We start from the raw sequence: 13,802 nt of genomic DNA, 5'->3' as shown, positions 1-13,802 counted from the left end.
CATCATTTGTTGCTGGTGCATCTGCACTCGCTGGAGCAGATTGTTCTACAGCTGGGCGGTTTTCAATGGCTGGTTCAGGCGCTGCAGCAGCGGCGGTTGGGTTGCCACCTGCCGGTGCTGGGAAGCTAAATTGTAATTTACCATTTTCATTTGGTTCACATGTACCATTAAAAGTTACACCTTTATTGGCGTAGGTGACCCAGTCACCTTGTTTTTTCTTGGCACATACCTGAATTTGCTTTTTCACTTCGGCTTTGCTGGTGTTTTCATCAGCAGCATGGGCAAAACTAAATGCAGCACAACTGAGTAAAGATGCTGTAATTACTTTAGACATGGTATTTTTCATCATGATATTCCTTTTATATAAAGTCTCGAAAAAAATAATTTGTCCGTGTATTGTCTATCGTATCGTGAGTTTTTGATAAGTTAAATTCTATTTGTAGGGCAGTCATGAAACGAAGTGTCAATTTATGTTGCCTATGTATAAGAGATGTTTAATCGTTCATACGCATGATTGATGGAAATAATATTTGTAAAACTGCCTAAAACTAGAAGTAAAATTTTGCTATAATTTCCTGTCATTCTTTTATCTCTCATTTATCACTATGCATTATCCTAAAGTTTACGATGTCATTGTTATCGGTGGCGGTCACGCAGGTACGGAAGCGGCACTCGCTGCGGCGCGTATGGGTCGACAGACTCTGCTTTTGACTCATAACATTGAGACTTTAGGGCAGATGAGCTGTAACCCAGCCATTGGTGGTATTGGTAAATCTCACCTTGTTCGCGAAATTGATGCCTTAGGTGGTGCAATGGCATTGGCTGCGGATAAGGGCGGTATTCAATTTCGTATTTTGAACTCGCGTAAAGGCGCAGCTGTACGTGCAACTCGTGCACAAGCTGACCGTATCCGTTATAAAGCCGCGATTCGTCATACACTTGAAAATCAAGCCAATTTAGATATTTTTCAACAATCTGCAGATGACTTAATTGTTGAAGGCGATACTGTTAAAGGTGTAGTGACCCAAATGGGTATTCGCTTTGATGCGAAAACTGTGGTGTTAACCACAGGTACATTCTTAGGTGGCGTGATTCACGTTGGTCTAAATAATTCGTCAGGTGGACGAGCAGGCGATCCACCATCAATTTCGTTAGCAGCTCGTTTACGTGAATTAAATCTACCAGTAGGTCGTTTAAAAACTGGGACACCACCACGTATTGATGCGCGTTCTGTCGATTTTTCTGTGATGATTCCGCAACCGGGTGATTTCCCATCACCAACCATGTCATTTATGGGTGATGCTTCGATGCATCCTGAGCAAGTAAATTGCTATATCACGCATACCAATGCGCGGACTCATGAGATTATTCGTGGTGGTTTAGACCGTTCGCCGATGTATACCGGGGTGATTGAAGGTGTAGGCCCACGTTATTGCCCATCGATTGAAGATAAAATTCATAAATTTGCCGATAAAGATTCGCATCAGGTATTCCTTGAGCCAGAAGGCTTGGATACACACGAGCTTTATCCAAACGGTATTTCAACATCTTTACCATTTGATGTGCAGTTTGAGTTGGTACGCTCAATCCGTGGTATGGAGAATGCGCACATTCTTCGCCCAGGCTATGCAATTGAATATGATTATTTCAACCCGCAGTCTTTGAAATTCTCACTTGAAACCAAATCGATTAATAACTTGTATTTTGCAGGTCAAATTAACGGTACAACAGGTTATGAAGAAGCTGGTGCACAAGGTTTATTGGCGGGCTTAAATGCTGCACGCCGTGCATGGGATCAAGAGCAATGGACGCCTAAACGTGATGAAGCGTATATGGGTGTTTTGGTTGATGATTTGATTACCTTAGGTACCAAAGAACCGTACCGTATGTTTACCTCTCGTGCGGAATATCGTTTGATGCTTCGTGAAGATAATGCTGATCAACGTTTAACTGCAATTGGCCGTGAAATGGGCTTGGTTGATGATGAGCGTTGGGCTTCTTATTGTGAAAAAATGGAAGCAGTTGAAAAAGAAACAGGTCGTTTACAACACCTTTGGGCTGCACCGAACAATCCAATGGGTAAAAAATTCGTTGAATTGACCGGTGCTGATCTCTCTAAAGAATGTTCTGCAATCGATTTACTTAAACGCCCAAACATCAACTTTTCACAAATTGCTGAATTAACTGGTTCTGAAGTATCTGCATTTGTTGGTGAGCAGATTGAAATTTCTGTGAAATACGAAGGTTATATCAATCGTCAGCAAGAAGATGTTGCGCAAATGAAGCGTTTGGAAGATACCAAAATTCCTGCTGATTTTGATTATGATATCGTTTCAGGACTTTCTCGTGAAATCACCATGAAACTGAAAAATGTATTACCTGAAACATTGGCACAAGCCAGCCGTATTCCGGGTGTAACACCTGCTGCTGTTCAATTGGTGATGATTACAATTCGTAAAAATAACCAAGCGAGAAAATCAGCTTAAGATGTTGAATTGTAAGAAACCCGCTATATGCGGGTTTTTTATTGTCTCTAGCTTGTCTTTTCTTGCTTATCTTTGTTAAGGCTAAATTTACGATTTATTATTAAAAGCAAATTTTAAATACACAGATCCAATCTAACTTTATAAAAATAACTCCTAAACAGAATTGATGAAAAACAAAGCAGTTTTAATTATTTTTCAGTTTGCAAAATCATCGCTATAGTCAATTTACATTCAAAAGAGAGGTGAACACCATGACAATGAAATCAATCCGCTACAATAGTGCTGAACTTGCGTGCTGTAACATGTGATGTTTAACATACTCCAATAAATCCCATGTCTTGTGGACATGTAAAAATGTGACATGGGTTTTATATCAGCGCAAAAACAATAAAATTTAAAAACAACAATCAAAACAATAAATCAAAGAGCCGAAAGGCTCTTTTTATTTTGATTGTTTTCGCTTGGATGAAGTCGATAGATTATTCAATTTCATGTACCGCATTAAATACTTCAACAGGCTCAATTCGGACAATCTTTTTACCAAAACTTCTTAACCACCATACCAGTTGTGAGGTAAATGGAACCACAGCACTGACTTGATACAGTTCTTCATTCAGTTGTTCAACTTTTTGCTCTTTACTGAGTTGGCTCTCCGTAAAGTATTGTGCATCATCTTCGTGCATAACTAATTTTAATTCAACATTTTCGGTCGGTCGAGAAAAGTCGACTCTAAAGCCCAGCGCACCAGAATCGATATATTCATCAATATCGAATTTGACTGGGTGTAAAGCACGTAAATCTAAAACAGTTGCAGATTTAAAACGGTGTAATGCAAAGGTTTGAACTTCTGTCTTGTCATGACGCGTACAAATCAAATAGATAATTGCACCTTTTTGAACCAAACCTAAAGGATTTAGAGTATAAGTTTTCTCTTCACCCTGATAACCACGTGCACGATAGACACATTCAATTTGTTTATCTTGTAGTAGTCCTTCATAAATGGCTTGCTGTGCATGTCTTTCCACCAGAGGAGGGATTACTGGTTGGCTTGCGGGCACAATTCGAACACGGTTAATCCATTGTCGAACATTGTTCTGCGTAGAAAGGCTACGCCGTGCCAAATCGAACCAAGGGTTCATTTCATCAATTAAACTCGGTGGAAGCAGGTGTTTTAAATGTTCTTCAACCATCATAAACGTGACTGCTTGCGAGCTGGTCATATGCGGCAGACTTTGAATCGGGGCATCTGAACGCCAACGCCAGCCTTGTGGTACGGTTTTGTTACTCTCGATAGGAAAGCGTTGAGCAATCTGATTTAGATCACGCTGAATCGTGCGTAAACTGATTTCGATCCCTTCACGTTCTAAAACTTCTTGTAATTCACGTGTGCCCATCCACTTCCCCGTAGAGAGTCGGGACAGGATTTGCCATTGGCGATAGAGGCTATTGGAAGTTTCTTTTTCTTGTGCAGACATGGTTTGGTATCAATGGAATCGTGAATGTTTAAGGGAAATAAATCAGCTACACAATAGAAAATTAAAACTGATTCTGCAAGTTATATCCTGTGAGTAGTTGCTTAGGTGTTGAAAATATTAGCTAAAAAATTTTGAAACAAGTTCGATCAAAACTCACATTGAGTGCAATAGCAAACAATGAATTAATAAAACTGAGCCAGAAAGATTTAATTGTACAGGTGAAGAATACAGGATATGGCGATTTAATAATATTTTGGCATTGATATTGCATTATTAAAGAAGCCATTAGAGAAGATAAAAAGAGGTTTGTATGCTAAAAGAAACCATAGATACAAATTCAAGTAATGAGAATTATGCAGATCGCTTCGCTTTGCCAATTGCTGAGACAGAAGAAAAAACTGAAACGACGAATCAACAACAGATAGGAAATATTCAACAGGCCATTAATCTAAATATCGATGCACAACAAGCCTCACATCATTTACTTAAACAGATGAATTCGGTTTTTTTTAATGAAATGACGGATGATCACGTTCTTTCGCCCGAAACTGCTGAAAAAATTGAAGATTGGTTATCTCAACACAGTATTTACCAACTTGAAAAACTGAATGAAACAGCCAAAGCACATTTTTTATATCAAGGAATTACTTTTGCGGTTTATGGTGAAACATCGGGAATTGATCGAACCATACCGTTTGATTTAATTCCGCGCGTGATTGCCAAGCAACAGTGGAACAAGATTGCAGCAGGCTGTACACAGCGTATTCAAGCGTTAAATTTATTTTTAGCTGATATCTATAATCAACAAAATATTTTAAAAGAAGGCTTAATTCCAGCAGTACAAGTGCTATCGCATGAAGCTTATCAACCAGTGATGATGAATCATCGCTTGAATGGAAATATTTACAGTCAAATCAGTGGAATTGATATTGTACGAGACTGCAAAGGTGAATTTTTTGTCTTAGAAGATAATCTACGTACGCCTTCAGGTGTGTCCTATATGCTTGAAAGTCGTAAGATGAGTCAAAAACTCATGCCTGAATTATGCAATCAACACGTTGCCAATATTGAGTTGTATCCGCAATTGTTGCGTGAAGTTTTGGCTGAAAATTCAAAGGTAGACAGCCCAACAATTGTGGTTTTAACGCCAGGACGTTATAACAGTGCCTATTATGAACATTCATTTTTAGCAAGGGAAATGGGTGTGCCATTGGTGACATCACGTGATCTTTTTGTTGAAAACGACAAGGTTTATGTGAAAACCATCCGTGGACGTCAACAGGTTGATGTAATTTATAGGCGTTTGGATGATGGTTTTTTAGACCCATTAAGCTTTAGACCTGATAGCACTTTAGGTGTTGCAGGGCTAATGTCTGCTTATTTAAGTGGAAATGTGGTGATTGCCAATGCACCTGGTACAGGCGTTGCAGATGATAAGTCGATTTACCCCTATGTGGATCAAATGATCGCTTATTATTTAAATGAAAAACCAATTTTGTCCAATGTACCGACGTATCAATGCCGTGAAGCTGAAGCTTTGGATTATGTTTTGGCAAATCTGGATCAATTGGTGGTAAAAGAGGCTCAAGGTTCAGGTGGTTATGGGATGCTCATCGGTCCTAAAGCAACTGAACAAGAAATCGATCTATTTAAAATGAAGTTAATGGCTTCACCCTCTGCGTATATTGCGCAACCCACCTTAAATTTATCTGTTGCACCAACACTAACTTCCCAAGGAATTGCTGAACGTCATATTGATTTACGACCATTTATTCTCAGCTCACCAGAACGCATAGAAATTGTTCCAGGTGGCTTGACTCGTGTTGCGATGCAACAAGGTTCACTGGTGGTCAACTCATCACAAGGTGGTGGAATTAAGGATACATGGGTAATTGATGAATATTCAATTTAGCCCCACCTTCAAATAATCCCAGCCAAAGGAGAGCAAACATGATTTTACTCAGTACCAATGCACAGAATATATTTTGGTTAGGACGCTATTTAACCCGTATTCAATATTTATGTAGTCAATTTCCATTTAAAACCAATGAATTGGCTTTAGACTATGCACATGCTTTTTGTTTACCTGCATTTGATGCAAGTTCTTTAAATGAATTGATTTTAGATAATGAGCAACCTGCATCATTTCATCAGCATTTTTTATGTGCCAAAAATAATATTCATGATTTACGTGGGGTGATTTCAGCACAGTCCTTTGCCGAATTAAATCAGTTATTACAACAGGCAGAGCAAAATGCTGGTTTTATTTGTGATGTTTGTGAAGAGTGTAATGATGTATTAGAGGCCGAGGATGATGAATTGTTGTTTCTATTTTTTAGCTTAGGGCAAAAAATGGAACAATTTGATCGTCAATTACGTCTGAATCAAGATAAATCAGTGACTTTGACACAATTGAATCATTTGATTGATCGTTTAGATCAACATGGTATGTGTAGTTTGCCTGAAGTTTGGGAAGAACTAAAAAACCAACCAGACCGTATGAATTATTATCATTTTAGTGACCATATTGACTCATTATTTGAATTGGATCGCTTATGAAACTGATGATTAATCACCAAACGCATTACCAATATTCTGAATGGGCAAAAAATAGTATTCAGTATATCAAGATGACACCACAGTCTAATCTACATCAACAGGTGACGGGTTGGCATGTCAGCGTTCCTGGTGAAAAACACATTAAAAAAGATGCCTTTGATAATGTCTGGTTGACCAGTTCGCAAATTGAGCCTTATCAACAAATGTCCATTATGGCGCAGGGGATTGTCGATATTAATGTAGACAATCAATTTGGTATAGAAGATCAGGTATCACCTGTGGTTTTTTTACAGCCAACCACTGCAACCTTGTGCAATACAGAAATGATTGCTTTTGCTGAACAATATATAACGCATAAGCGTTGGGCAAATTTCCAAAAATTAGCAGAAGCTTTGTTGCAACATATGCCTTATATCAGCGCAAGTACCACAGTAACGCATACCGCAATGGAGTCTTTTTCAGCACGGCAAGGGGTATGTCAAGATCATAGTCATGTCTTGATTGCGATGGCCAAAGCATTGGGTGTTCCTGCTCGCTATGTCTCTGGTTACTTATATGTAAATAATCAATCGCATTTAGCAAGTCATGCTTGGACAGAGGTATTTTTAGATGGTAAATGGCATGTTATTGATGTCAGTAATCAATTATTCCGCCCAGAATCACATGTCTATGTAGCGATTGGACGCGACTATTGGGATGTTGCACCCGTTCGTGGAGTAAGAGAGCAAGGTGGCACTGAAACCATGTACTCTATTGTTCAAGTGCTTGCATGTTAGTGGTGGCAATGGTAAATAGTGTGAATAATTGCAGAATGTGATTAATCTCAAATTTAGTTGTATAGGTAGTTTCATGACGTATTGCTGTGCTTTAAGACTCAAACAAGGTTTAGTATTTATTAGTGATACTCGAACCAATGCTGGAGTCGATCACATTTCTGTATATCGAAAACTTTATACGTTTGGGGTAAAAGGCGAACGCTTTATTTGTATTCAAACTTCTGGCAACCTTGCAACGACACAAGCGGTAATTGGGCATTTAGAAAATCATTTGGCACTTAAGCAAGAACCCAATTTGTATAGTGTGAATACGATGTTCGAGGTCGCAGGATTGGTTGGGCAAACTCTGCGCAAAGTCATTGCAGATGTCACTGAAGATACTCAAGAGCAAAGTAATTATTATTGTAGTTTGTTGGTTGGTGGTCAGATCAGTGGGGAGGAAATGCAGCTTTATAATATTTATCCGCAAGGTAATTTTATTTCTGCAACCAGTGATACACCTTATTTCCAAATTGGTGAAAGTAAATATGGTAAACCAATTTTAGATCGTGCCTTAAGTTATGATATGCCTTTAGATGAAGCGTTACGCTGTAGTTTAATTTCATTTGATTCGACTTTACGTTCAAATGTATCTGTTGGTATGCCATTAGATGCTATGATTTATCTTAAAGACAGCCTAGAGGTACCAAAAGGCAAGCGAATTAACGACAGTGATCCTTATTTTCAACACATCAGCAAACAATGGTCTGAAACTTTAAAGAAAGGTTTGCAAGATTTACCTAAACCGACCAATGATTATTTTGAATAATACTGTATGTGCTTTAAAGCGAGTTTAATCTCGCTTTTTTTATATTAAAAATTATAAAGAGGCCGCATAAATTCAATTCTATGTTTCTTTTATTCTAAAATTTATATCGAGACAATTGACTAGGTGGATCATGATTTACTTTGTGTTTTTAATGATAAATATATATTAAATCACTGTTTTAAATTAAAAAATTAAAGAGCGCGGTTGCTATGTATTTAGTTTAAAGCAATCCATATAAAAGAATAGATAAACAATTAAATAATAAAACGTTAAGGCTTGTATGATCGCAAATAATTGTTTATAAATAATGAAAGTTAAAAATAGAAGAATTACATGACTTTTCAATTATGCTACGCAAGTAAAACAACTTCACCCCATCACCAAATACTCAATGATTTAAGAGATATTTTAGGTGAAGCGAGAGATTTTAATATACTTCATCAAGTTCAAGGCGTTCTGTATTTTGCAGATGAGCATTTTTTTCAATGCCTAGAAGGTGAGGAAGTGGTTATCTTACATGTATTGGAAAAACTGCATAAAGATCCAAGACATCATCAGATCAAGCTGTTTAGAGCAGGCCATGTTGAGCAAGGGCATTTTTCACAGTGGTCTATGAAATACGTGAGACGAAATGGCAAAATTCAACAATACTTCGAGAGTAAGGGCTATAACCATTTTCGCCCATTAGGTTTAGATGAACAGGATATCCCGACATTACTTAAACTACTCTATGAGATTGAACAGCCAGAAGAATTTGTTTAAAATTTGAAAACCATTAAAAAATCCAAGCGATCGCTTGGATTTTCATCTTGAATCGAGAATGGTTGCTCAAAGTTTTTTACGGATAGGACGTGTACTCATACGACAGAGTAACTCATAACCGATCGTACCATTGGCAGCAGCCACATCATCAACCAAACGATCCTTGCCCCACAGTTCAACGACTGTACCTAGTGGTGCATCTATGCCAGTGACATCAATTGCGATCATATCCATTGCGACACGACCAATGATCGCTGTCATTTGACCATTGATGCTGACATAGTTTTGTTGAGGAAAAGCACGCGGATAACCATCCCCATAACCTATTGAAACAATGGCGATATCCATTTCATTTTTGGAGACAAATGTAGAGCCATAGCCTACAGATTCACCTGCTTGAATATGATTGAGTGCAATGATTTCAGCGGTAAAGCTCATGACAGGTTTGATGTCTAACTCAGCAACGCTTCGATCTGCAAAGGGAGACGCGCCGTAAAGCATGATACCTGGACGTACAAAATCAAAATTAAGTTCAGGCCATTTAAAAATAGCAGCAGAATTGCAGCATGAAGCTAAGATCGGTTCACAAGCAGCTTTTACCTGTAAGAATTGATCTTTCTGTTGTTCATTTAACGGGTGATGATCCGCATCTGCATTGGCAAAATGCATTGCCAGTACACAGGTAAAGCCTTCTGCTTTGAGTGATTGAATCACTTCAATAATTTCAGCCACCTTAAAACCCAATCTGTTCATACCGCTATTGAGTTTTACCCAGACTTTTAAACCTTTGTCGATATATTGTTTTTTATGTGCACGTAACCAAGCCAATTGTGGCTGATGATGTACAACGATTTCAAGGTTATTTTCAAGAACACTAATCATTTCATCAGCGCTGAAAATACCTTCGATGAGAGTAATCGATTGTTGATAGCCTAATGCCCGAATCTCTAAGGCTTCAGCAAGGCAGGCGACACCAAAGGCATCAGTCGCATTTAAGGCGGCTAAACAGTCCTTGACGCCATGTCCATATGCATTGGCTTTAACCATACTGACAATTTTAGCGTATGGTGCAAGTTGTTTGACTCGGTTTAAATTATATTGCAGTGCTGCACTGTCAATATAAACTGTTGCTTGACGCACCCTAGTTACTCCTGAGGAATGGCAAAGATTGAATAATGCTAAATCGCATAAATAGAGATAAAAGCCTAACTTTAAAAAAAGTGCAGCTTTAAAACGCTAAATATTGTAGTCCTATCAGCTCTAAATAAACATAAACATTTGTGTTTTGAATGGTTTATTGATTTTGTATCGATAAAATTTTTGCTAAGCGCTTTGCACATAATTTGTAAAGATATTGCACTTTATTTTTTAAATAAAATCGTACATTTTATATTTAAATTTAAGGATTTATTTCGGAGGGTGTATGGGAACATGGTCACATGAACCATTTGGAAATGATACTGCAAGTGATTGGGCCTATGAGTTTGAAGAGCAAGATGGGCATGTTGTCATTGAACAAGCTTTTGATGAAATGATTGATATGGCAACCGAAGAGTTTATTGATGCCGATATTGGTTGTATTGCGCATGCAGCGGCTGATGTTTTAGCTAAATCATTTGGTGAAGGGATTGAAGAAAATGAATATTATCCTGAACCTGTAGAAAAATGGCTTGAGCAGAATAAAAACAATGTCAATTATGCGCTTATTCCCAAAGCATTGACTGCATTATTATTATTGACCAGTGAAAACTCTGAATTGGATGAGCTTTGGCAAGATTCAGATGATTATGATGAATGGACTAAGAATATTGAAACGTTGAGAGAGACTTTAAGTTCCAAGATTTGAGGATTAAAATCTCATCTCAACAGCAGTGTTAAATGATGCTAACTCTATTGATCAGCATTATTCTTCATCTTGATATTGCGCATAATACTCAGGCGATAGATTACTAAAGCGTGTGTATTGGCCTTCAAAGGCTAAACGTACAGTCCCGATCGGGCCATTACGTTGTTTACCAATGATAATTTCAGCTGTGCCTGCTTCTTTCGACTCTTTGTTATAAACCTCATCACGGTAAATAAACATAATTAAATCGGCATCCTGCTCGATTGCACCTGATTCACGCAAGTCGGACATTACTGGACGTTTATTTGGGCGGTTTTCCAGAGAACGGTTAAGCTGTGATAGTGCAATAACAGGGCACATCATTTCCTTGGCAAGGGCTTTTAAGCTTCGTGAAATTTCACCAATTTCACCAACACGGTTATCACCCATGCCTGGCACTTTCATCAATTGTAGATAATCGATCATGATACAACCCAGCTTGCCACCATGTTGTTTGGCAATACGGCGTGCACGTGCTCGAAGTTCCGTTGGTGGCAGTGCAGATGAATCATCAATATAAAGATGTTTTTCTTGTAGCTGTAAAATGGTTCCTGTGACTTTAGACCATTCATCGCCATCAAGTTTACCTGAACGTAAATGCCCTTGATGGACTTTACCGTATGCTGAAATTAGACGCATGGCGATAGAGTCTGCTGGCATCTCCATAGAGAAAACCAGTGCTGGAAGATCACAGTTAAATAACACACTTTCAACAAGGTTCATGGCAAAGGTTGTTTTACCCATCGACGGACGTGCAGCAACAATGATCATATCTCCAGCTTGCATACCAGAGGTTTTATTGTCTAACTCCATAAAACCTGTGGTTAAACCAGTGATATTGCCTTCCATTTGAGAAAGTTCATTTAACTTATCAAAAACGTCTGCTACAACTGAGGTAATGGCTTTTGGCCCTTGTGCTTTGGCATTGTTATTATGTTGTTCTGCAATAGAGAAAATATTGGTTTCAGCAAGATCAAGAATTTCACTCACTTCACGACCTTTGGTGTCATAAGCATTTTGCAGGATTTCATTGCCTACTTTAATCATGCTTCTTAACGTTGAAAATTCTTTGATTTTGCCCGCATAAGTTTCTAGGTTATAGAAACTTGAAGGTGAATCGGACATCAATTGCATTAAATATTCTTCACCGCCAATTGCATCAAGCAAGTTTTGCTTAATCAGCCAATCGTTGACTAAAACTGCATCATATGGAGAGTTTTCTTGTGCTAGTTTTTCGATTGCACGAAAGATATATTTGTGACGTGTTGCATAAAAATCAGTTTCATTCAAAGTATCACTGACTTGTTCAAAAGACTCAGCAACCGTCATCAATGCAGCCAGTACAGCTTGTTCAATTGCCAAGTTATGAGGAGGCGTACGAAACTCTTTTAACTGAGCATTGTCTTTGTTTTTTGCATCAGTGCTGAAGGGATTCTGTTGAGCTGTGGCAGTTGCCTGAGACATATAAAACCTTGATTTTTAAATCGTGCAAAAACATTATTTACGTAATGTACGTGTGTACTGAAGTACTCACTTATCTTAATGCAAAATACTAAAAGTATCTAACAGTAATACCGATAAGTAGGGGAATGAATCAACTAGAAACAATTTCAGCTGATCCGAGGTAAAATTTAAAGATAAAAAAAGAGCATACAAAAGTATGCTCTTTTTTTCTGCAAGAAATTACTCAGATACGATAGTAACGAGAACTTCAGCAGTAACATCATGATGCAATTGGATTGCGATGTTAAATTCGCCAGTGTGACGAAGTGCACCGTTCGGTAAACGAACTTCAGCACGGTCAACAACAAGACCAGCATTTGTTAACGCGTCAGCGATATCACGAGTACCGATTGAACCGAATAATTTACCTTCATCACCAGCTTTCGCAGTGATAACGATGTTTACTTCGTTCAATTGGTCAGCACGTGCTTGAGCAGCAGCTAAAACTTCAGCTTCACCTTTCTCAAGTTCTGCACGACGAGCTTCAAATGCAGCAGTATTCGCTTCAGTCGCTGCAACTGCTTTACCTTGAGGGATAAGGTAGTTACGGCCGTAACCAGCTTTAACTGAAACTTTATCGCCTAATTTACCAAGGTTTTTAATGCGTTGTAATAAAATAATATCCACGGCTCAACCTCACTTATGATTGTCAGTGTAAGGAATCAACGCTAAGTAGCGAGCTTGTTTGATAGCAAGCGCTAATTGACGTTGGTAACGAGCTTTAGTACCTGTAATACGGCTAGGAACAATCTTGCCGTTTTCAGTGATGTACTGTTTTAAAGTGTCGATATCTTTGTAGTCGATGTACGTAACGTTCTCAGCTGTAAAGCGGCAGAACTTGCGACGACGGTAAAAACGTGCCATTGATGTTCTCCTTATGCTTCAACAGAATCTTGAGCTTGTTGTGCTTCTTCACGTTGAGCTTTACGCGCACGTTTTTCTTCAGCACTCTTAGCGAGTAAAGATTCTTCAGTGATTGCGTTTTCACGACGGATAATCACGTTACGAAGGATTGCATCGTTATAACGGAACAATTCTTCTAATTCATTAAGCGTAGTTTGGTTACATTCAATGTTCATTAAAATGTAATGCGCTTTATGGATTTTGTTAATTGGGTAAGCCAATTGGCGACGGCCCCAATCTTCAAGACGGTGAATTTGACCTTCAGCATCTTTGATGTGAGAAATGTAGCGTTCTACCATTCCCACAACTTGATCGCTTTGGTCTGGGTGTACCAGAATTACGATTTCGTAGTGACGCATTGTCAGCTCCTTACGGTTTATACAGCCCCAACCTTAAAAAGATTGAAGCAAGGAGTCACAATCAGCATAAACTTTAAACAACAGTTTAAAAGTCAATAGATTGTGCCGCAAAAATTGCGAGCGCTTATTATAGGAAAGTTTGTGCGTAAACACAATTTAATATTAAACCTCTTTCATAAATCAAAAAACATACATCTTTTTATTCAATATTCATCCTGCAAAAATTAAGATTTTCAAGCATAATCTGTGTATGAAATATCTCGATTCAAAAAAGCTTTCTGATTCT

13 protein-coding genes and 1 pseudogene are annotated in these 13,802 nt (G+C 38.3%); 7 read left to right on the top strand and 7 right to left on the bottom strand.

All coding sequences use genetic code 11. From position 1 onward, the window contains the following. Positions 1–112: 112 nt before the first annotated feature. A pseudogene (locus tag ASC84_RS23540) lies at positions 113–346 on the bottom strand (hypothetical protein); the annotation flags it as partial. 259 nt (positions 347–605) lie between these two features. Between ASC84_RS23540 and mnmG the strand changes: the two are divergent. Continuing rightward, positions 606–2,486 (top strand): tRNA uridine-5-carboxymethylaminomethyl(34) synthesis enzyme MnmG, encoded by a 1,881-nt coding sequence (gene mnmG / locus ASC84_RS03810; RefSeq protein WP_056511939.1) that lies wholly within the window; start codon positions 606–608, stop codon positions 2,484–2,486. A 479-nt stretch (positions 2,487–2,965) separates the two neighbouring features. Here the strand turns inward: mnmG and ASC84_RS23020 are convergent, their stop codons facing one another. Beyond that, entirely contained in the window at positions 2,966–3,961 is a 996-nt protein-coding gene (locus ASC84_RS23020; RefSeq protein ID WP_004719313.1) for a YafY family protein, read from the bottom strand. Between the two features lie 310 nt (positions 3,962–4,271). On the opposite strand from ASC84_RS23020, the gene ASC84_RS03800 reads away from it, so the two are divergent. The 5 genes from ASC84_RS03800 (at position 4,272) to ASC84_RS03780 (ending at position 8,866) form a co-directional block, all read left to right on the top strand. After that, on the top strand, positions 4,272–5,873 hold the full coding sequence (locus tag ASC84_RS03800) for a circularly permuted type 2 ATP-grasp protein (protein WP_056511936.1): 1,602 nt from the start codon (positions 4,272–4,274) through the stop codon (positions 5,871–5,873). A 38-nt stretch (positions 5,874–5,911) separates the two neighbouring features. Then, positions 5,912–6,520: an alpha-E domain-containing protein gene (locus tag ASC84_RS03795; protein ID WP_004822456.1), complete on the top strand. Its 609-nt coding sequence runs from the start codon at positions 5,912–5,914 to the stop codon at positions 6,518–6,520. Further along, positions 6,517–7,296: a transglutaminase family protein gene (locus ASC84_RS03790; protein WP_004822455.1), complete on the top strand. Its 780-nt coding sequence runs from the start codon at positions 6,517–6,519 to the stop codon at positions 7,294–7,296. The genes ASC84_RS03795 and ASC84_RS03790 overlap by 4 nt, the downstream gene beginning before the upstream one ends. Before the next feature lie 73 nt (positions 7,297–7,369). Then, entirely contained in the window at positions 7,370–8,104 is a 735-nt protein-coding gene (locus ASC84_RS03785) for a proteasome-type protease (RefSeq protein ID WP_004822453.1), read from the top strand. A gap of 333 nt (positions 8,105–8,437) precedes the next feature. Then, positions 8,438–8,866, top strand: a complete 429-nt coding sequence (locus tag ASC84_RS03780) for a BLUF domain-containing protein (protein WP_056511934.1) — start codon at positions 8,438–8,440, stop codon at positions 8,864–8,866. A gap of 66 nt (positions 8,867–8,932) precedes the next feature. On the opposite strand, the gene alr is transcribed toward ASC84_RS03780, so the two are convergent. Then, positions 8,933–10,006, bottom strand: a complete 1,074-nt coding sequence (alr, locus tag ASC84_RS03775; protein ID WP_056511930.1) for an alanine racemase — start codon at positions 10,004–10,006, stop codon at positions 8,933–8,935. A gap of 283 nt (positions 10,007–10,289) precedes the next feature. Here alr and ASC84_RS03770 point away from each other — a divergent pair, with 283 nt between their 5' ends. Next, positions 10,290–10,712, top strand: a complete 423-nt coding sequence (locus ASC84_RS03770; protein WP_004719330.1) for a DUF4259 domain-containing protein — start codon at positions 10,290–10,292, stop codon at positions 10,710–10,712. Between the two features lie 57 nt (positions 10,713–10,769). Here the strand turns inward: ASC84_RS03770 and dnaB are convergent, their stop codons facing one another. From dnaB to rpsF, 4 genes are all read right to left on the bottom strand, one after another. Further along, positions 10,770–12,215 carry a replicative DNA helicase gene (gene dnaB / locus ASC84_RS03765; RefSeq protein ID WP_004719332.1) on the bottom strand — a complete coding sequence of 482 codons (1,446 nt, stop codon included), beginning with the start codon at positions 12,213–12,215 and terminating at the stop codon, positions 10,770–10,772. Between the two features lie 219 nt (positions 12,216–12,434). Beyond that, positions 12,435–12,881: a 50S ribosomal protein L9 gene (gene rplI / locus ASC84_RS03760; protein WP_004719333.1), complete on the bottom strand. Its 447-nt coding sequence runs from the start codon at positions 12,879–12,881 to the stop codon at positions 12,435–12,437. A 9-nt stretch (positions 12,882–12,890) separates the two neighbouring features. After that, a complete protein-coding gene (gene rpsR, locus ASC84_RS03755; RefSeq protein WP_004719336.1) occupies positions 12,891–13,118 on the bottom strand; it encodes a 30S ribosomal protein S18 in 228 nt (75 codons plus the stop codon). Positions 13,119–13,129: 11 nt separating this feature from the next. Next, positions 13,130–13,516, bottom strand: a complete 387-nt coding sequence (rpsF, locus tag ASC84_RS03750; protein WP_004719337.1) for a 30S ribosomal protein S6 — start codon at positions 13,514–13,516, stop codon at positions 13,130–13,132. Between the last annotated feature and the right edge of the window lie 286 nt (positions 13,517–13,802).

The organism is Acinetobacter sp. Root1280, assembly GCF_001425285.1.
In the GTDB taxonomy this organism is placed as follows: domain Bacteria; phylum Pseudomonadota; class Gammaproteobacteria; order Pseudomonadales; family Moraxellaceae; genus Acinetobacter; species Acinetobacter guillouiae.
The sequence above is the reverse complement of the archived record's forward strand: the minus strand, read 5'-3'. Positions and strand labels throughout refer to the sequence as shown.

Excerpts from the sequence above, each read along its gene's own strand:
- rpsF (WP_004719337.1), bottom strand. The coding sequence starts at position 13,516 with ATGCGTCACTACGAAATCGTAATTCTGGTACACCCAGACCAAAGCGAT.
- rpsR (WP_004719336.1), bottom strand. The coding sequence starts at position 13,118 with ATGGCACGTTTTTACCGTCGTCGCAAGTTCTGCCGCTTTACAGCTGAG.
- dnaB (WP_004719332.1), bottom strand. The coding sequence starts at position 12,215 with ATGTCTCAGGCAACTGCCACAGCTCAACAGAATCCCTTCAGCACTGAT.
- mnmG (WP_056511939.1), top strand. The coding sequence starts at position 606 with ATGCATTATCCTAAAGTTTACGATGTCATTGTTATCGGTGGCGGTCAC.
- ASC84_RS03770 (WP_004719330.1), top strand. The coding sequence starts at position 10,290 with ATGGGAACATGGTCACATGAACCATTTGGAAATGATACTGCAAGTGAT.
- ASC84_RS03795 (WP_004822456.1), top strand. The coding sequence starts at position 5,912 with ATGATTTTACTCAGTACCAATGCACAGAATATATTTTGGTTAGGACGC.
- ASC84_RS03800 (WP_056511936.1), top strand. The coding sequence starts at position 4,272 with ATGCTAAAAGAAACCATAGATACAAATTCAAGTAATGAGAATTATGCA.
- ASC84_RS23020 (WP_004719313.1), bottom strand. The coding sequence starts at position 3,961 with ATGTCTGCACAAGAAAAAGAAACTTCCAATAGCCTCTATCGCCAATGG.
- ASC84_RS03790 (WP_004822455.1), top strand. The coding sequence starts at position 6,517 with ATGAAACTGATGATTAATCACCAAACGCATTACCAATATTCTGAATGG.
- ASC84_RS03785 (WP_004822453.1), top strand. The coding sequence starts at position 7,370 with ATGACGTATTGCTGTGCTTTAAGACTCAAACAAGGTTTAGTATTTATT.
- ASC84_RS03780 (WP_056511934.1), top strand. The coding sequence starts at position 8,438 with ATGACTTTTCAATTATGCTACGCAAGTAAAACAACTTCACCCCATCAC.